This is a genomic window from Ensifer sp. SSB1, from assembly GCF_016652895.1.
Taxonomy (GTDB): domain Bacteria; phylum Pseudomonadota; class Alphaproteobacteria; order Rhizobiales; family Rhizobiaceae; genus Ensifer.
Genome location: NZ_JAEPRP010000150.1, coordinates 1 through 18552 on the forward strand (window position 1 = coordinate 1; position 18552 = coordinate 18552).

An 18552-nucleotide genomic window follows, 5' to 3' on the forward strand; every position below is an offset into this window, starting at 1 on the left:
ATGGTGCGTGAGGCGACCTCGCAAGGGCTGAACGTACGCTGCGCCGGCTCCGGCCATTCCTTTACCCCGGTGGCGCTGACCAGCGGGCTGCAGCTGACGCTCTCCAGCATGCAGGGCGTCGTCGGCATCGACTACGCACGCAAGCGCGTCGCGGTGAAGGCGGGCACGACCATCAACCAGCTCGGCAAGGTGCTCAAATCCAATGGCCTTTCGCTGATCAATCAGGGTGATATCGACAGCCAGGCGCTGGCCGGCGCGCTCACCACCGGCACCCACGGGACCGGCGCCAAGCTCGGCAACATGGCCTCGCAGATCGTCGGCATGCGCCTGGTGCAGCCGGATGGCAGCATCCTCGTCGTCGACGAGACGACGCCCGATCTGCTGGAGGCGGCGCGGGTGTCGGTCGGCATGCTCGGCGTGATCTCGGAGATCACGCTGCAGGCGATGGACAGCTACAACCTGCATGAAAAGCTCTGGCGCTGCACCTTCGACGAAATGATCGAGCAGCACGACGAACTGGCCGCCAAGCACCGCCATTTCGGCTTCTTCTGGTGCCCCGTACCGGAAAGCCGGCATTGTTATTGCCTGCCGGACACGGCGTCGGTCTCGACGACGGAGAGCACCTCCGACGTCTGCGAGATGAAGGTGATCGACATCACCGAGGAAGCGCCGACCGAGCGCCGTTTCGAGAAGATCGCCTATTCCTCGGAGATCTACCCGATCGAATACGTGCCGAATTTCCACGAGCTGGAATATGCGGTGCCCGTCGCCCACGGCAAGGAAGCGGTAAAGGCGGTGCGCAAGCTGATGCTGGAGAAGCACCCGACCTGCATCTATCCGATCGAGTACCGCTTCACCGCCGGCGACACCGGCTGGATCAGCCCCTTCTTCGAACAGGACTCGATCACGCTCTCGGTCTCGGGCGAGCCGGGAACCGACTATTGGGATTATCTGAAGGACGTCGACACGATCCTCAGGCAGTACGGGTCACGGCCGCACTGGGGCAAGCTGCACTTCCTCGGCGCCGAGGATGTGACCACGCTCTATCCCCGCGCAGGCGATTTCCGGGCGCTGCGGGCCAAGGTCGATCCGGAAGGCCGTTTCCTTAACGATCACCTGCACCAGCTCTTCGGATAGGGACTGCGCCTGAAGCTGCGCCCATCCTTCTGCCCAAACAAAAACGCCGCGCGAAATTCGCGCGGCATTTTCTTGAAACTCTGATCCGTTGGATCAGGCGGACGGTGCGTCGCCGTTCTCTGCGGTCACGACCTTCGGTCCGCCCTTGGACACACCGACCATGGCCGGACGCAGAACGCGGTCACCGATGGTGTAGCCGGCCTGAACGACCTGCAGCACGGTGTTGTTCGGCACGTCCGCATTCGGAATCTCGAACATGGCCTGATGGAAGTTCGGGTCGAACTTCTGGCCTTCCGGCTCCAGCTTCTTGACGCCATGACGCTCAAGCGCCGAAAGCATCGAACGCTCGGTCATTTCCACGCCTTCGATCAGCGCGGTGAGACCAGCTTCGGCGGTTTCCCTGGCCTCTGCCGGAATGGCGTCGAGCGCCCGGCGAAGGTTGTCCGAAACAGCGAGCATGTCGCGGGCAAAGCCGGCGACGGAGTAGGACTTCGCATCCTTCACGTCGCGCTCGGTCCGGCGGCGCAGATTGTCCATCTCGGCGGCAAGCCGAAGGTACTTGTCGCGCAGCTCGGTGTTCTCGGCCTTGGCGAGCTCCAACGGATCAGGCTCGGCAACTGGCGCAGCTTGAGCAGCGTCGGCAACGTCCGGCGCAGCGTCGTATACCTCGTCGGTGGCCTCGGGTCCGTGCTTGTTCGTATCGTCGGTCATGACGTTCTCCGCAGTGTCGTCTCTATCGTCCTTCGCATTTCCGCGTCGCAAGCGCGAGCCTGCGTCTCAGCAAAAATGCCCAGTGACTGGATTTGAAGCCGATATCGAGGTTTGGGGCCGAAAAATCAAGGGTTCAATCGTGCGCGCGACCAAAAGCGCGCCTTTAACGGGAAAGCCGCGACATCAGTTGCGCGGTATAGTCGACCATCGGCACGATGCGGGAATAGTTGAGCCGCGTCGGACCGATGACGCCGACTGCGCCGACGATGCGATCTTCGCCATCGCGATAGGGCGCGACGATCAGCGAGGAGCCCGAGAGCGAGAAGAGCTTGTTTTCGGAGCCGATGAAGATCCGCACACCCGGGCCGCTCTCTGCAAGATCGAGCAGCTCGATCATGCTGTCCTTCTTTTCGAGGTCGTCGAAAAGCATGCGGAGCCGATCGATGTCCTCAGCCCCTTCCAGTCCCTCGAGCAGATTGGCACGGCCGCGCACGATCAACCGCGCCGGCTTCTCGTCGCCCTCATTGCCCGACCAGATGGCGAGACCGCGCTCGACCAGATCCTGAGACAGCGCATCGAGTTCGCCGCGTACCGTCTGCTTTACCTTTTCGAGCTGCGTGCGCACTTCTGCGATTGTCTGACCGGCGAGATGGGCGTTCAGGAAGTTTGCCGCTTCGGTGAGCTGCGAACTGGTCACCCCGGCCGGCAGCTCGATGATGCGGTTTTCCACTTGGTCGTGCTCGCCGACGAGAACGGCAAGCGCTTTTGTCGGCGCAAGGCGAATGAACTCGACGTGCTTCAGCACGGGGTCGGCCTTGGCGGTGATGACGAGGCCCGCCCCGCGCGACATGCCCGACAACATCTGGCTCGCCTCAGCCATCAATGCGTCCACCGGCTGGGCGTGGTCGCCGCGCCGGACCTGGCGATCGATCGACGCCCGGTCCTCGGTCGAGAGATTGCCGACCTGCATGAAGGCATCGACGAAGAAGCGCAGCCCCGTCTGGGTGGGCAGACGGCCGGCGCTGACATGCGGCGAATAGATGAGACCGAGATCTTCGAGATCGCTCATCACGTTGCGAACGGAAGCGGGGGAAAGCGACATCGGCAGCAAACGCGAAAGATTACGCGAGCCGAGCGGCTCGCCGCTCGTCAGATACGTTTCCACGATGCGACGGAAAATCTCGCCCGAGCGCTCGTCCAGCGCCGCGGCGATTTCCTTTGCTCCGGGACTGCGCAGTACCATGTCACTCCACACTTGCAGGCACATCCTGCCGTGCCCGGAATATAGTGATCCTGCCGCCCAATGGCAAAAGGGAAAAAACGGCCTCACCCCCGGCTATCCACCGGTTCCCTTTACTTGCGCCATGCTCTACAGCGCCGCGTGTCGCTAGACGCGCTCAAGGTCGCTGTAGCGCTTCAAACCGCTGCATAATTTTATCCCTAGATCGATTTCGATTTAGGGAATTATGCAGTAGAAGGCTCACCAGATACGATAGGAGTTGACGATGCGGCCATCCGGCAGAAAAACCGACCAAATGCGCAAGGTTTCCTTCGAGCGCAATTTTTCCAAGCACGCAGAAGGCTCCTGTCTGGTGCGGTTCGGCGACACGCACGTGCTGTGCACCGCCAGCCTTGAGGAAAAGGTTCCGGCCTGGCTGCGCAACGGCGGCAAGGGCTGGGTGACGGCGGAATACGGCATGCTGCCGCGCGCCACCGGCGAGCGCATGAGGCGCGAGGCGGCAAGCGGCAAGCAGAGCGGCCGCACCCAGGAAATCCAGCGACTGATCGGCCGGTCCCTGCGCGCGGTCGTCGACCTGCCGGCGCTCGGCGAACGTCAGATTTCGATCGACTGCGACGTCATCCAGGCCGATGGTGGCACGCGCACGGCCTCGATCACCGGCGCCTGGGTCGCGCTCTACGATTGCCTGAAATGGATGGAAGCGCGCAACATGGTCAAGGTCGAGAAGGTCCTGAAGGACCATGTCGCCGCCATCTCCTGCGGCATCTTCGCCAACCAGTCGGTGATCGACCTCGACTACCTCGAAGATTCCGCTGCCGAGACCGATGCCAACTTCGTCATGACCGGCTCCGGCGGTATCGTCGAGATCCAGGGCACGGCCGAAGGCAAGCCTTTCTCGGAAGAGGAATTCGCAAGCCTGATGGGTCTGGCAAAGAACGGCATTGCCGAACTGGTCGCGCTGCAGAAGCAGGCGATCGCCGGCTGACGAAAAGGAACTGACATGGCCCCGGCACTGGAAGGCATTCTCGAGACGGCGCTCTATGCGGCCGATCTCGACGCCGCCGAGGCCTTCTATGGTGGCGTTCTCGGTCTCGACAGGATCACCCGCGCCGGAAACCGGCACGTGTTCTTCCGTTGCGGCCAGGGCGTGCTTCTGATCTTCAACCCGGCCGAAACGGTGAAGCCGCCAGCGCCGGACGCCGCCCTGCCGGTGCCTCCGCACGGTACGACCGGCCGGGGGCACATGTGCTTCCGGGTGGCGGCCGAGGCGCTCGATGCTTGGAAGGCGAAGCTGGAAGCGGCCGGCATTGCAATAGAAAGCGATCTTCGCTGGCCCAACGGAGCGCGGTCGTTCTACTTCCGCGATCCGGCCGGCAACAGCCTCGAATGTGCGGAGCCGGGCCTCTGGTCCGTCGAATGAATACGAAACGAGACACAATGCGCAAACTGGACAACAAGACGCTGATCGTCGCCAGCCACAATGCCGGCAAGATCCGCGAAATCCGCGACCTCATCGGCCCGCTCGGCTTCGAGGCGAAATCGGCCGCGGATCTAAACTTCATCGAGCCGGATGAAACCGGCACCACCTTCGAGGAGAACGCGACGATCAAGGCGCTCGCCTCGGCCAAGGCCTCCGGCCTGCCGGCGCTTTCCGACGATTCGGGTCTCGCGATCGACGCGCTCGACGGCGCGCCCGGCGTCTACACTGCCAACTGGGCCGAGCGCGAGGACGGCAGCCGCGATTTCGCGATGGCGATGGAGAAGGTCGAGAAAGCGTTGCAGGAAAAAGGCGCCACGGCGCCCACGCAGCGCACCGCCCGCTTCGTCTCGGTCCTGTGCCTGGCCTGGCCGAACGGCCATGTGGAACTCTTCCGCGGCGAGGTCGAAGGCTTCGTCGTCTGGCCGCCCCGCGGCAGCCAGGGCTTCGGCTACGATCCGGTGTTCCAGCCCAAGGGTTATGAGACCACCTTCGGCGAAATGAGCGCGGATGAGAAGCACGGCTGGAAGCCGGGGGATGCGGAGGCCCTGTCGCACCGCGCCCGCGCCTTCAAGATCTTCGCCGAGACCTGCCTCGGAGCCTGATTGAGCCGCATGAGAGACGCAACGATGCAGACGGCCACGCTTTCGGCGATCGGTGACGGCATGGATCCCGGCTTCGGGGTCTATGTGCATTGGCCGTTCTGCGCGGCCAAATGCCCCTATTGCGACTTCAACAGCCACGTGCGCCACCAGCCGGTGGATCAACCGCGTTTCGTTTCCGCCTTCCTGAGGGAGATGGAGGAAGCGCGGGAGCTCTCCGGTCCGCGCACCGTCACCAGCATCTTCATGGGCGGCGGTACGCCGTCCTTGATGGAGCCTTCGACGGTCGACGCGATCCTGCAGGGTATCGCCCGCCATTGGCACGTGCCCGACGGCATCGAAATCACCATGGAGGCCAACCCTTCGAGCGTCGAGGCGACGCGCTTTCACGGCTATCGGGCCGCCGGCGTCAACCGTGTCTCGCTTGGCGTCCAGGCGCTGAACGACCGCGACCTCAAGTTCCTCGGGCGGCTGCACAATGTCGAGGATGCGCTGAAGGCGATCCGGCTTGCGCGCGAGATCTTCCCGCGCATGTCCTTCGACCTGATCTACGCCCGTCCCAATCAGACGGTCGAGGAGTGGGAGCGCGAATTGAAAGAGGCCGTTTCCTACGCGGTCGACCACCTGTCGCTCTACCAGCTGACGATCGAAGAAGGCACGCCCTTCTACGGCCTGCACAAGGCTGGCAAGCTCATCGTTCCCGACGGTGAACAATCGGCGATTCTTTACGAGGCGACGCAGGACATCACTGCCGCCATCGGTATGCCGGCCTATGAAGTCTCCAACCACGCTCGTCCGGGCGCCGAGAGCCGCCACAACCTGACGTACTGGCGCTATGGCGACTATGCGGGTATCGGCCCCGGCGCCCACGGCCGCCTGAGCGTTGGCAACGGCAAGATCGCAACGGCGACTGAGCGAAAGCCGGAGGAATGGTTGCGCCTTGTCGAGACCTACGGTCACGGCATGATCGAACGTGAAGCGCTCGATCTCGAAGCACAGTCGGACGAATTGCTGCTGATGGGCCTGCGCCTGAAGGAAGGCGTCGATCTCGTCCGCTGGCAGACCCTTTCCGGCCGCGACCCCGACCCGGAGCGCGAACAATTCCTGATCGACAACGGCTTCATCGAGCGGCTCGGCAATTCACGCCTGCGCTGCACGCCGGCCGGCATGCTGATCCTCGACGCCGTGGTCGCCGACCTAGCCTGCCCCTGAGGCGGCTAGGTCGAGTTTCCCGGCGGGCAACGGCCCGCGTTTCCTGGAAATTCCGGCATCTTCGCCGGCTACAGGTTCAATCGTACGTTTCACCGGAAAGCGGTGTTGCCAGCATGGATGGCCGCCCCTCGAACGCGTCGAACCAGCGCGTCAACTTCGGGCGGTTGCGGAACGAGGGCAGGTCGCGAAACGCCATCCACGAAAGCGCCGTCGCCAGCGCGATCTGGCCGACATCGACGGCCCCCTCGGGCTCCAGCGTCCGCTCCAGCCAATCGTAGGTCTCCTCGATCTTTTCGGCATAGCCCTCGGCCAACGCCGCAAAACGCAGGTGCTCGGGCCGGCGCTCCCATTCCCAACGCAGACCGATGCCGGTTTGGGCGAGGACCTGCGCCACAGACTGCAGTCGGAGCGCCCGCCAGCGCGGTTCGCCGCTTTCGGGGATCAGCTTGCGCCCCTCATGCAGCGTGTCGAGATAGGCGCAGATGACGTCGGAATCAAAGATCGGCTCCAGGCCTTCTCGCAAAAGGACCGGAACCTTGCCGAGCGGGTTTTCGGCATAGACCTCGTCGTTGCGCCGCGTCGGGCTGGTCTCGTGGTGGATGACCTCGAGCTGGTCGGCAACACCGATCTCGAGCGCAAAGACGAGCACCTTGCGGGCGAAGGGAGAATGGGTCTGATAGTAGAGGATCATGATTGCCTCGCGGGATCTGGCGTGAATTCCTGTTCCCGTGAAGAGGTATTTCATCGCGACCGATAAAGGCGCTCTGTTTTACCGGTCGCGCTGCAAGTTTGTTTCGCGAACGGCTATTTCAGCGGATCACCTTTCAGCCGGTTGAGCTCGATGCCCTTTGCGACCAGGCGGGCAACCTGAGCGTCATCGACATCGTCGACCTTACGCAGACGGATAAAGGCCATGTCACCCTTGCCGCCGCCCTTCTCCAGGCGGGCATCGAGATCGAGCATCTCGGCCCCGCGCCAGAAGCCGAAGGTCACGTGATCCTTGGCCCCCTTGAGCAGGCAAACCGCCCCGCCGGCCTGGTAGACGGGATGGCCCCACTTGACGATATCGGTGAGCCCGCCTGCGGCATCGAGCGCTGCATGCAAGCACTTCGCCACGTCTGCTGGAACACCGGATAGGCCGGCAATGTAGTCTTCGACAGTCTTGGTCATGGTCGTCTTTCGAGCGGTTGGGGACGGTTGTCAGTTCTTGAACGGGAGGAGGCTGCGCAGCCGCGGATCTCTGAGCCACAGGCCGCCCCAGGCGATGACGCCCAGATAGAAGCCGAACAACAGATGGGTGAAGAGCGGGCTCTCCGCCCGAAGATGCGTGGCCATGGCGCCGCCGAGGTAGCCGGTAAGCAGGATGGCGCCCAGAATGGAGGTTCTCGGGATGGCATAAAGCAGGGTGCAGAGCAGCGTCAGCACGCCGAGCAGGCGCGCCAGGCCCTGGTCTGCCGAGTAGCCGAGTGCTGCCATGGTTTCGGTGACGACCTGCAGCGGCACCAGTTTGATGGCACCATCGAAGACCAGGAACAGAATGACGAGGCCGCTCAAGGCGCGGCCGAGGATCACGGACTTTGTTGTCGGCACGGGCAAAGCGAGGCTGGTATTCATTGTGATCTCTCCTTGGATCTCGTTGTCAGTCCAAGGACGAAGCCACGAGGCCGCCGCCGACAGCTGCCCAAGATTTTTCAACTATTTTTTCGAACCGAGCGTCTTGGCATCCGGTTCCTCGTCGAGCTTGTCGAGCTGCATGCGAATATAAGCGCATTCGGCGGCATTGGTCGCAAGCGCGATCGCATGGTCGAAGGCGACGCGCGCCTCGCGGACCCTGCCGAGCTGCTTCAACAGGTGGCCGCTGAGACCGTGGAAATAGAAGTATCCCGACAGCTTGTCAGACAGCGGCGCGATCATGGCGAGCGCCGCTTCCGGGCCGTCACGCTTCGACACCGCCACCGCCCGGTTGAGTGTGATCACCGGCGACGGCTGCAATCGTTCGAGCGCCTGATAGAGCAGATCGATCTGTGCCCAGTCGGTGTCTTCGGGGCGCTCTGCCCGCGCATGCAGTGCGGCGATTGCCGCCTGGATCTGGTATGCGCCGGGCTGACGACGGCGCATCGCCTTGTCGATCAAGGCCAACGCCTCATCGATCAGCGGCCGGTTCCATAGGGTTCGATCCTGGTCTTCGAGAAGGATGACGGCTCCATCGGCATCAAAGCGCGCATGCGCACGGGAATGCTGAATCATCATCAAGGCCGTCAGCCCCATGATCTCCGGCTCTGCCGGGAAAAGCTGCAGCAACAGGCGTCCGAGGCGAATTGCCTCGCCGCAGAGATCGGCCGAGACGCTTTCCGGCCCGTTCATCGCCGAGTACCCCTCGTTGAAGACGAGGTAGATCATCGTTGCAACGGCGGCGAGCCGATCGGAGCGGTCGGCCGCATCGGGCGTCTCAAAGGCAAGGCCGGCGGCGGCAACGCGGGACTTGGCGCGGGTAATGCGCTGCTCCATTGCAGCTTCACTGACGAGAAAGGCGCGGGCGATCTGCTTGACGGAAAGGCCTGAGACGATGCGCAGCGCCAGGGCGATCTGTTGCGTGGCAGGCAGCGCGGGATTGCTGCAGACGAACAGCAGGCGAAGAATGTCATCGCGATACTGGGAGCCATCCAACCTATCAGCGAGTTCGTTTTCCTGATCCTCAAGATCGGAGAGCATTTCCTCGGGCGGCAGCGCCGTCTCGCGCGACTGCCGCCGGACCTTGTCGATCCCGCTGTTGCGGCCGACGAAGATCAGCCACGCCGCCGGATCGCGCGGCGGCCCGCTCTTCGGCCAGGTCTTCAAAGCCCGGATGCACGCCTCCTGAAACGCTTCTTCGGCCGTATCGAGATTGCGGAAATAGCGCAGCAATGCGCCCATTGCCTGCGGCCGGGCTGAAACGAGTGCGAGGTCTATCCAGGCTGTGTCTGTCATGAAGCAAGCTCACTGGGTTTGTAGATGGCGAGAGGTCGTATTTCGTAGGAGCCGGCAGCCGGGTTGGCGGAACTCAGATCGCGCGCAAACGCAAGCGCTTCCTCGAGAGACGCACAGTCGACGACATAGAAGCCGAGCAATTGCTCTTTGGTCTCTGCAAAGGGGCCATCGAGCACGATCGTCTCACTGTGGCTGTGCCTAAGCGTCGTGGCAGCGGACGTCGGCAGCAACCGCGCCACCGGCCCGAGCTTGCCGGCTTCGGCATATTTGCTCTGCACAGCCGCGAGGTCATGCATGACCTTGTCATCCTGTTCCTTGCTCCAGGTACTCGTGACATCCTCCTGGTTGTAGCAAAACACGGCATAAAGCATGGAACTCTCCTGCTCCTGAATCAAAGACGATGGCATCGACAGATAGCCGACAACCCTGCCGAAAAAAACAGGGCCGGTAGTGCTTTCGCCTACCAGCCCGCCTTGCATGTGGATGGACGTTCAGACGTTCTCGCGGCATTCCAAGTTGGGGTCGACCGTCGGCCGGCGCAAGAGGCGCAGGAGCCGCCCGTCGATCGCTGCAAGCCCCATGGCAATCAACGCCATGCCGAAGAAATGCTTCGGCTCCAGTGTCTCGCCCAGGAACATCGCGCCAAGCAGGATGGCACTGACGGGGATCAGGAAGGTGACGAGCATCAGATTGGTGACACCTGCCGTTTCGAGAATGCGGAAGAACAGAACATAGGCGAGCGCTGTAGAGACCAGAGCGATACCGACGATCGCCGCCCAGACGTCGAGGCCAGGCATGGTGAGCGTCCAGGGATGATCGACGAGTAGCGACAGCGGCACCAGCATCATGCTCGCGGCCGAGACCTGGCCGGTTGCCGTTACGATCGGCGCCACACCCATGCGCTTGAAGCGGCGGGCAAAGACGCCGGCGAGCGAATAGGAGAGCGCCGCACCGAGAACGGCAAGCTGGGCAACAAGGTTCGAGCCGAGCCCGCCGAGGGCAGCCGGACCGATCATCATGGCAACGCCAAGGAAACCGACGACCACCCCGGCGAAACGGTTGACGGTCAGCTTCTCGTCATCCGTCAGCAGATGCGCGACGATCACGCCGAATAGCGGCGTGGTGGCATTGAGGATCGACGCAAGGCCGCTAGCGATATGTGTTTGACCCCAGACGATCAGCGAGAAGGGGATGAGATTGTTCAGCAGACCCATGCCGAAGAACGCCAGCCAGACACGCGGATCCCGCGGCAGCGACAGCCCCGCAAAGCGCACAAAAGCGAGCAATGTGAGCGCCGCGAGACTGACCCTCAGCGCCACGATCGTAAACGGTGGCAGCGCCTTGACGGCGATACCGATGAAGAAGAAGGAACCGCCCCAGAGGAGAGAGAGCATGATCAGCATGCCCCATTCCCGCGCTCCCATGACCTTGGCCTGAACCGGCTGCACCATCGCGAAAACCCTCGTTTGTTTGTCTGACTAAACCGAAACGGTGTTGACCGTTCTGAATTTGTGCCATTATTCTCAGCATATTACGCTTCGGACAAACGATCATTTTTCGCTACATGATTGAGTTTGGCTAAACCATGACAACAACTCTTCCTTCCCTCGCATCGCTTCGAGCCTTTGAGGCGACAGCGCGGCATTCGAGCGTCACAAAGGCCGCGCAAGAACTTAACGTCACACCGGGCGCAGTCAGCCTGCAGGTACGAGAACTCGAGCAGACACTGGGCGTAACGCTCTTCGAACGTCGCCCCAGGCAATTGGTTTTGACCGAAGACGGGAGCATCTATTTTTCGACGCTCCGGCGCGCCTTCCGCATGATGCGGGAGGCAACCGAGGAGCTGACAGCGCGCAAGCGTGCGCCCATGCTGACGGTGAGCTGCACGCCGACCTTCGCCGCTCAATGGCTGGTGCCCCGGATCGGCGCCTTCGAGCAGCAGGTGCCCGGCATCGACGTACGCATCAGCACCACGAACCGGCTGACGGATTTCGGGAGCGACGGCGTCGACGTCGCCATCCGGCATGGACTGGGCCGTTATGACGGCCTTGTCAGCGAGCGCCTGATCGACGACGACCCGGTCCCCGTTATCCATCCGGCGCTCCGGGCCAGGCAGCCGCTCGACACACCCAGCGATCTTGCCCGCCATGCGCTGCTGCACGACGTGCATCGCCAGGACTGGCGGCTATGGCTGGATGCGGCGGGAGCGGAAGGGGTGGATCCCGGGCGCGGGCCGGTCTTCGTCAACAGCAACGGCGCCATCGAAGCGGCCAAGGCCGGCGACGGCGTCGCCCTTGTCCGCCTGTCGCTGGTGGCGCGGGAACTTGCGGACGGCATGCTGATTGCCCCCTTCCCCGAGGGCGTGATGACCGGCCTTGCCTATCACCTCGTCTACCCGCCGGCCGCCCTCGATCGACCGCCAGTCGTTGCCTTTCGCACCTGGATCATTGCCGAAGCCCGGGCATCGCAGGCCATCGAGGATCGGGCGGTCAAGGCGGCACAACAACGGACGTTGAAAGCGATACGGTAGACCTGAGCTTTCACGAAAGCACGGGACGGTTTCCGCGCGGACATCGACGAAACGCAGACATGATCCAAACGAAAAGGCCCGGAAAACCGGGCCTTTTTCTAAAAACAGTCAGCCATGACTATTCGTTGATCAGACGCTTCAGAAGCTCGATCTCGTGGCTGAGCTTGGTATCGCCCGAGATCAGCTCTTCGATCTTGCGCACGGCATGCAGTACCGTGGTGTGGTCACGTCCGCCGAAGCGACGGCCGATCTCCGGGAAGGAGCGCGGCGTCAGCGTCTTCGACAGATACATGGCGATCTGCCGTGGCTTGACGATTACGCGGGTGCGGCGGTTGGAGACGAGCTCCTGCCGCGAGACATTGTAATGCTTGGCAACGACGCGCTGGATGTCCTCGATGCGGACACGACGCGGCTCGCCGGCATTGACGAGATGGCCAAGCAATTCGTCGACACGCTCGATCGACAGCTGCGGCTCGAAGGAACGGCGGAACAGGAGCTGGTTGAAAGCGCCTTCCAGTTCGCGACCGCTGGCAGTCACATTGCGGGCGACATGGCTCAGGATATCGCCGGGAATGTCGAGCGATCCATCGTCCTGACGGGCCGTGTCCAGACGGCGCTTCAGCATTTCGAGGCGCATGTCGTAGTCCGGGCCGTCCATCTCGATGGCAACCCCGCCCTGCAGACGAGAACGAACGCGGCTGTCGAGCGATTCCAGTTCCCACGGAGCGCGGTCGGCGGCGACGACGACCTGCTTGGCGGAATCGAGCAGCATGTTCAAGAGATGGCAGAACTCGTGCTGGATCGACTTACCCTGCAGGAACTGCATGTCGTCGATGATCAGGAGGTCGATGTTGCGCAGCGACTCCTTGAGCGACAGCGCATCATTGTCACGGATCGCGGTGGCGAAACGCCACATGAAGTATTCGGCCGTCAGATAGACGACACGCGGAGCACGCGCGCTCTGCAGCGCCTGGATGGCGATGGCCTGCAGAAGGTGCGTCTTGCCGAGGCCGACGCTCGAATGGATGAAGAGCGGGTTGAACCGCACGGCTCCGGCGCCGGCTTCCGCGATCGTCCGGGCAGCGGCAAGCGCCACACGGTTCGAAGAACCTTCGACGAAACTCTCGAAGTTATAGCGCTGATCGAGCGGCGAGCCGAAAAGCGGCGCCTGTGTCGGCTTCTGAACGCTAGCAACCGCCGCAGCTGCGACCGTTGCGACCGGCTGGGCGGACGTCGGACGGCGTGCCGGCGTTGCCGGAGCCGCTTCGGTTGCCTGCGGCAATACATCTTCCTGGGTCGTCGGACGAGCGCCACGGGTGGCCGTGCGCACCAGAATCTCGACCTTCAGAATCTCGCCGTCTTCCTGCTGGAAGATCGAGGTGATGAGATCGAGATAACGATTGTTGATCCAGGACTTCAGGAACGTGGTCGGCACCGAGAGGCGCACGACACTCTTGGATACGGAATGGAGCTTCAGACGCCCAAACCAGCTTGCAAAGACGTCCGGACCGACTTGAGCCTTGAGACGCGCACTTACCCGCTCGAACAGTGCGTCGTGCCTCATGTCGAATTTTTCCCCCGCCGCCTGAGATAGATTGCTTCCGGCTTGGAATGCGTCTCCTTCTTTCTGAAGTGCGCCCGCCGTCACCAAATTCATCTGCATTTTGCCGCCTTCCAATTCATGTTCAGATGCCGTCATCGCTGCCGGCGTCATCTCTTATGTCCGTCGCTCGCGGCGCCTCGAAGGCCATGCCGCATTCGTCGAACGTCACAGTCGCAGTCGACGCCGGGCTCCTCATCTCCCGCCTCGCTGCGCGCTACGCGCACCCACCCGCCACATGTGGCCGGAGGATGTCCCCTCGCGCCTCTTGTCAACAATCCTTAGGTGCGCTCCCGCACCGCCTCGGATCCTCCTCCTCGTCAACAGCTCTCCGCACCCTCGTACGAAGCGATGAGCCGCGCTTTGGATTTTCGTCTGCCGTCAGGCGCCGCTTGCACCCGTCATCCAGACCCACGGCACCGTGCGCCTTGACTGGACGCGCAAAGGTCACCGTGTCACTTCAGAAGTACCGCATGTCCTGTCCTTAAATCGAAGACGACTGAAGGAAACATGCAGGAGCACCTCGCCACAACCATAAGACGAAAGTTTCTCATCCGGAGTGGAATGAACCATCCGGTTTTTCACCTTCGACTTGTCTGATTGAACGACGCGGAGCCGCCCTGATACAAAGGACAGAAGCATTGAAACCATTTCTTTGAAATGGCGTCTTCTGCTTCCTTTACAGATGTGGTCCGTGTCCCCTGTGGAGGGCATTTAGGCAGGATCGATGGGCAAGATCAATCGCGATTTTTAAGCAACCTTAAGCACTGACCGTTGACTCTCAGTCTGCCTTTTGCTTGCCGCATTCCGAGTCCGAGAAGAATCCCTGTTGAATCAAGGGTTTTGATTTTTCGCTCTTTGCTTAGCTGGCGAAAAAGAAAAAAAATAAAAATTCGCTTGACTCATTATGGGCTCAGGAGACCCCCATCCGGAGACATCCTTTTGATAAGGACCTCTCATAAGTCATTGAATTTATTTCAAAAATTTTGTCATCGCTCTGACACAAGCTAATACCGCTGGATTAACCATCGCGATGACAGAAGTATGAATCCGAAAAGCCCGGCGCAAGGGCCGGGCTCTTCATCAATAGAATTTTCTTAGCCGGATTAGGCCGAAAGCGACTTCACGCGCTGCGCGAGACGCGAAACCTTGCGCGATGCAGTGTTGGCGTGCAGGACGCCCTTGGTGGCGGCGCGCATCAGCTCGGGCTGAGCTGCCTTGAGCGCTGCGGCTGCGACTGCCTGATCGCCGGTAGCGATCGCTTCTTCGACCTTGCGGATGAAGTTACGAACGCGCGAACGACGGGCCTTGTTCACTGCGGTGCGGCGTGCGATCTTGCGGGTCGCCTTTTTCGCCGAAGTTGTATTGGCCATTGGTGCCTCTCTTCGAAAACTGATATGAACTCCGCCCTCGCCGTGCCGGGTCACTGCGACCTGTCATCAAAGCAATTCGGGAGCATTTCCGGAAAGCCCAGATGGCGTTCCAAACTGAGGGCGGCGTATAGCGGGAAACGACCGCCCCGTCAACGCGCAATTTCCAGAATCTGCGCGCTGTTCTCTGGGCTAGCGATGTTTGAACTCTGGCTTGCGCTTGGCGACGAAGGCGGCCATGCCCTCTTTCTGGTCTTCGGTTGCAAACAGCGAATGGAAGAGCCGCCGCTCGAAGCGAAGGCCTTCGGCAAGGGTCAGCTCGAGAGAGCGGTTCACCGCCTCCTTCGCCATCATGACGGCGGGCAGCGAGAAGGACGCAATCTTCTCGGCAGCGGCCAGCGCTTCCTCCATCAGTTTCTCCGGCGCCACCACACGCGATACGAGTCCTGCGCGCTCAGCCTCTGCGGCATCCATCATGCGGCCGGTCAGCACAAGGTCCATCGCCTTGGCCTTGCCGACGGCGCGCGTCAGGCGCTGCGAGCCACCCATGCCGGGAATGACGCCAAGGGTGATTTCCGGCTGGCCAAACTTTGCGGTCTCGGATGCAATGATAAAGTCACACATCATCGCCAGCTCGCAGCCACCGCCGAGCGCATAGCCGGAGACCGCGGCGATCACGGGCTTGCGGGCCGCAGCGACCTGGTCCCAGCCGCCGATGAAGTCGCCGAGATAGCTGTCGACGAAACCGAGCGTCTGCATCTCCTTGATATCGGCGCCGGCGGCAAAGGCCTTCTCCGAGCCGGTGACGACCACAGCGCCGATTTCCTTGTCGGCATCAAAGGCCTTCAGCGCTGCGGCAAGCTCGCGCATGACGGTCGAGTTCAGCGCATTCAGGGCCTGCGGACGATTGAGCGTCACGAGGCCGACGCGGCCACGCGTTTCGACCAGCAGCGTTTCGTAAGTCATTCCTGTTTCCTCCGGTTCATCTCAGACGCGAGACCGTTTACGGTCCGGCGATTATTTCTGGCAGTGCGGACAATAGAAGGTAGAGCGGCCCGCCTGCACGATGCGGGCGACCGTACCGTTGCAGCCCGGCGTGCGGCAAGCCTCTCCTTCGCGGTCATAGACGGAGAAGGAGTGCTGGAAGTAGCCGAGCGAGCCGTCGGCCTGGATGTGGTCCTTCAGCGACGAGCCGCCGGCGGCAATGGCATCGGCGATCACCTCGCGGATCGCATCCGTCAGGCGCACAAGCCCGTCCTTCGGCTTGCCGCGTTTGTCGACAAGCGCGCCGGCCGGTTTCACCGGCGACAGGTGCGAGCGCCAGAGCGCTTCACAGACATAGATATTGCCGAGACCGGCGATGTTCTTCTGGTCCAGCAACGCCGCCTTCAGCGGCTGCGCCTTGCCGGAAAAGCGTGCGGCGAGATAGGCGGCATCGAGCACGTTTCCGGTCGGTTCCTCGCCGAGCGCGCGGAAATAGGCGTGGTTCGCCACCGTGTCGCGGCGGGCAAGGTCCATGAAGCCGAAGCGGCGCGGATCGTTGTAGATTACCCGCACAGGGCCATTGGCAGCGTCGAGATGAAAGATGACATGATCGTGCTTCTCGTCCTTGCCGCGCGGATGGTGGAATTCGCCCGGTGTCGCTGCCGCCGGCCCTGCCTCGATGCGGAAGGAACCGGACATGCCGAGATGGGCGATGATCACATCACCGGCTTCGAGATCGATCATCAGATACTTGGCGCGGCGCGACAGCGAGACGATGCGCTGGCCGGCAACGGTCGAGGAAAAATTCTCCGGGAACGGGAAACGCAAATCCGGCCGACGTAATTCCGCAGTCACGATCCGCGCGCCCTCCATGGTCGGCGCCAGGCCGCGCTTGACGGTTTCGACCTCAGGCAACTCCGGCATTCCTGCACTCCTTCGCTCTCGCTCGCTGGATGCGGCGGACAGCATTTCCTTGGCGGCCTTCTTGTCCTATAGGGGATGCGCTATGCCGCAGGCGCGACCCCGCCCACGAGATAGCGCGGACGGGGCCTTTTCGCTATGGTGCCGGAAAAATTGGTTCAGATGGAGTTCTTCGTATGACGGATCAGCGCGTATCGGCCGACGGCGGCATGGAAACATCTTTCGGTTTCCGCAATGTCGACGCCGGCGAAAAGCAGCCGCTCGTCAACGACGTGTTCCACAAGGTGGCGAAGCGCTACGACATCATGAACGACGTGATGTCGGCCGGCCTGCATCGCGCCTGGAAGGACGCGATGATCGCCGCGCTCAACCCGCCGCGCCGCGAAGGTTACAGGACCCTCGACGTTGCCGGCGGCACCGGCGACATCGCCTTCCGCATCATCGAGGCCTCCGATCGCAAGGCGCACTCGACGGTGCTCGACATCAACGGCTCGATGCTTGCCGTCGGCGCCGAGCGCGCCGAAAAGAAGAAGCTCTCCGCCAATCTCGAATTCGTCGAGGCCAATGCCGAGGAACTGCCGTTCGAGGCCAACACTTTCGACGCCTATACGATCGCCTTCGGTATCCGCAACGTGCCGCGCATCGACGTGGCGCTGAAGGAAGCATATCGGGTGCTCAAGCGCGGCGGACGTCTGCTGGTGCTGGAATTCTCCGAAGTGGAGATGCCGCTGCTCGATCGCTTCTATGATGCCTGGTCGTTCAACGCGATCCCGAAGTTCGGCAAGCTGATCACCGGCGACGAGGCGCCCTACCAGTATCTGGTGGAATCGATCCGCAAGTTCCCGAACCAGCGCGATTTCGCAGCCATGATCAAGGAGGCCGGCTTCTCCCGCGTCTCCTTCACCAACTACACCGGCGGCATCGCAGCGCTGCATTCCGGCTGGAAAATCTGATCCCGATGAGCACGCCTGGAGCATATGTCCGCCTCGCGCGGATCGGCTGGGTTCTCGTGCGCGAAGGCGTCGTCTCCGCCGTCCCGACGGAGCATCTGCCGCCGTTTGCCCGCTTCGCCCAGAAGGCGGCCGGACTTTTGGCGCGCCGCAGGGTGCCGGGAGAAGAGCGCAGCGACCGGCTGTCGCGCGCCGTCGCCCGCCTCGGGCCCTCCTATGTCAAGATCGGCCAGTTCCTGGCAACGCGCCCCGATGTCGTCGGCGCAGAGTTTGCGGCCGACCTGTCGCTGCTGCAGGACCGTATGGCGACCTTTCCGCAGAGCGACGCGAAGGCGGCGATCGAAGGATCACTCGGCCGGACAGTCGATAATCTCTATGCCGAATTTTCCGAACCGATGGCCGCCGCCTCGATCGCGCAGGTGCATCCGGCGATCGTGATGCGCGACAGCGGGCCTGAAAAGGTCGCCGTCAAGGTCATCCGCCCCGGCGTGCGGCAGCGCTTCGCCTCCGACATCGAGGCGATGTACCTCGTCAGCCACATGCAGGAGCGTTTCCTGCCCTATACGCGCCGGCTGAAGCCGGTCGAGGTCACCAAGACGCTGGAGCAGACGACGAAGATCGAAATGGATCTTCGTCTGGAGGCAGCAGCCCTTTCCGAACTTGGCGAGAATACCAAGGACGATTCCGGCTTCCGCGTGCCGAAGGTCGACTGGGAGCGGACCGGCCGCGACGTCGTCACCATGGAATGGATCGATGGCGTCAAGATGTCGGATATCGACGGCTTGAAGGCTGCAGGGCACGACCTCAACCTCCTTGCCGAAGTGCTGATCCAGTCCTTCCTGCGCCACACG

At 62.3% G+C, this 18552-nt stretch carries 20 protein-coding genes; 8 read left to right on the top strand and 12 right to left on the bottom strand.

The window, feature by feature from the left end; all coding sequences use genetic code 11:
* The coding region (locus I8N66_RS28335) for a D-arabinono-1,4-lactone oxidase (RefSeq protein WP_291161072.1) at window positions 1-1137 on the top strand (1137 nt) is incomplete at its 5' end.
* Between the two features lie 93 nt (window positions 1138-1230).
* Here I8N66_RS28335 and grpE read toward each other — a convergent pair.
* Together grpE and hrcA are read right to left on the bottom strand one after the other, a co-directional pair.
* Window positions 1231-1848 (bottom strand): nucleotide exchange factor GrpE, encoded by a 618-nt coding sequence (gene grpE, locus I8N66_RS28340; protein WP_291161075.1) that lies wholly within the window; start codon window positions 1846-1848, stop codon window positions 1231-1233.
* A gap of 163 nt (window positions 1849-2011) precedes the next feature.
* Window positions 2012-3091 carry a heat-inducible transcriptional repressor HrcA gene (hrcA, locus tag I8N66_RS28345; RefSeq protein WP_291161077.1) on the bottom strand — a complete coding sequence of 360 codons (1080 nt, stop codon included), beginning with the start codon at window positions 3089-3091 and terminating at the stop codon, window positions 2012-2014.
* Window positions 3092-3353: 262 nt separating this feature from the next.
* Between hrcA and rph the strand changes: the two genes are divergently transcribed.
* From rph to hemW, 4 genes are read left to right on the top strand one after another with little or no spacing between them, the layout of a single operon-like run.
* Window positions 3354-4073: a ribonuclease PH gene (gene rph, locus I8N66_RS28350; RefSeq protein WP_291161080.1), complete on the top strand. Its 720-nt coding sequence runs from the start codon at window positions 3354-3356 to the stop codon at window positions 4071-4073.
* A 15-nt stretch (window positions 4074-4088) separates the two neighbouring features.
* Complete coding sequence (locus I8N66_RS28355; RefSeq protein ID WP_113536648.1) at window positions 4089-4508, top strand: VOC family protein; 420 nt, start codon at window positions 4089-4091, stop codon at window positions 4506-4508.
* Between the two features lie 17 nt (window positions 4509-4525).
* Window positions 4526-5170, top strand: a complete 645-nt coding sequence (gene rdgB / locus I8N66_RS28360) for an RdgB/HAM1 family non-canonical purine NTP pyrophosphatase (RefSeq protein ID WP_291161083.1) — start codon at window positions 4526-4528, stop codon at window positions 5168-5170.
* A 24-nt stretch (window positions 5171-5194) separates the two neighbouring features.
* Entirely contained in the window at window positions 5195-6379 is a 1185-nt protein-coding gene (gene hemW / locus I8N66_RS28365; protein WP_291161114.1) for a radical SAM family heme chaperone HemW, read from the top strand.
* A 76-nt stretch (window positions 6380-6455) separates the two neighbouring features.
* Here hemW and I8N66_RS28370 read toward each other — a convergent pair whose 3' ends face one another.
* The 6 genes from I8N66_RS28370 to I8N66_RS28395 all read right to left on the bottom strand — a co-directional run bounded on the left by I8N66_RS28370 (window position 6456) and on the right by I8N66_RS28395 (window position 10797).
* A complete protein-coding gene (locus tag I8N66_RS28370) occupies window positions 6456-7070 on the bottom strand; it encodes a glutathione S-transferase family protein (RefSeq protein ID WP_291161085.1) in 615 nt (204 codons plus the stop codon).
* 113 nt (window positions 7071-7183) lie between these two features.
* Complete coding sequence (locus I8N66_RS28375; RefSeq protein ID WP_291161088.1) at window positions 7184-7549, bottom strand: DUF1801 domain-containing protein; 366 nt, start codon at window positions 7547-7549, stop codon at window positions 7184-7186.
* A 30-nt stretch (window positions 7550-7579) separates the two neighbouring features.
* Complete coding sequence (locus I8N66_RS28380) at window positions 7580-7993, bottom strand: DoxX family protein (protein ID WP_291161091.1); 414 nt, start codon at window positions 7991-7993, stop codon at window positions 7580-7582.
* Window positions 7994-8074: 81 nt separating this feature from the next.
* On the bottom strand, window positions 8075-9346 hold the full coding sequence (locus tag I8N66_RS28385) for an RNA polymerase sigma factor (protein WP_113536653.1): 1272 nt from the start codon (window positions 9344-9346) through the stop codon (window positions 8075-8077).
* Entirely contained in the window at window positions 9343-9717 is a 375-nt protein-coding gene (locus tag I8N66_RS28390; RefSeq protein WP_113536654.1) for a YciI family protein, read from the bottom strand. The genes I8N66_RS28385 and I8N66_RS28390 overlap by 4 nt, the downstream gene beginning before the upstream one ends.
* A 120-nt stretch (window positions 9718-9837) precedes the next feature.
* Entirely contained in the window at window positions 9838-10797 is a 960-nt protein-coding gene (locus I8N66_RS28395) for a DMT family transporter (RefSeq protein ID WP_291161094.1), read from the bottom strand.
* Between the two features lie 134 nt (window positions 10798-10931).
* On the opposite strand from I8N66_RS28395, the gene gcvA reads away from it, so the two are divergent.
* Complete coding sequence (gene gcvA / locus I8N66_RS28400; RefSeq protein ID WP_291161097.1) at window positions 10932-11876, top strand: transcriptional regulator GcvA; 945 nt, start codon at window positions 10932-10934, stop codon at window positions 11874-11876.
* 118 nt (window positions 11877-11994) lie between these two features.
* On the opposite strand, the gene dnaA is transcribed toward gcvA, so the two are convergent.
* From dnaA to mutM, 4 genes are all read right to left on the bottom strand, one after another.
* On the bottom strand, window positions 11995-13440 hold the full coding sequence (gene dnaA, locus I8N66_RS28405; RefSeq protein WP_291161100.1) for a chromosomal replication initiator protein DnaA: 1446 nt from the start codon (window positions 13438-13440) through the stop codon (window positions 11995-11997).
* Window positions 13441-14582: 1142 nt separating this feature from the next.
* Complete coding sequence (gene rpsT, locus I8N66_RS28410) at window positions 14583-14849, bottom strand: 30S ribosomal protein S20 (RefSeq protein WP_034797494.1); 267 nt, start codon at window positions 14847-14849, stop codon at window positions 14583-14585.
* Between the two features lie 189 nt (window positions 14850-15038).
* Window positions 15039-15812 carry an enoyl-CoA hydratase gene (locus I8N66_RS28415; RefSeq protein ID WP_113536656.1) on the bottom strand — a complete coding sequence of 258 codons (774 nt, stop codon included), beginning with the start codon at window positions 15810-15812 and terminating at the stop codon, window positions 15039-15041.
* A gap of 51 nt (window positions 15813-15863) precedes the next feature.
* Window positions 15864-16754: a bifunctional DNA-formamidopyrimidine glycosylase/DNA-(apurinic or apyrimidinic site) lyase gene (gene mutM / locus I8N66_RS28420; RefSeq protein ID WP_113536657.1), complete on the bottom strand. Its 891-nt coding sequence runs from the start codon at window positions 16752-16754 to the stop codon at window positions 15864-15866.
* 173 nt (window positions 16755-16927) lie between these two features.
* Between mutM and ubiE the strand changes: the two genes are divergently transcribed.
* Both ubiE and I8N66_RS28430 read left to right on the top strand, forming a co-directional pair.
* Entirely contained in the window at window positions 16928-17704 is a 777-nt protein-coding gene (gene ubiE, locus I8N66_RS28425; protein ID WP_113536658.1) for a bifunctional demethylmenaquinone methyltransferase/2-methoxy-6-polyprenyl-1,4-benzoquinol methylase UbiE, read from the top strand.
* Between the two features lie 5 nt (window positions 17705-17709).
* Window positions 17710-18552, top strand: an 843-nt coding sequence (locus I8N66_RS28430; protein WP_291161112.1) for an AarF/UbiB family protein, incomplete at its 3' end; no start/stop codon positions are given.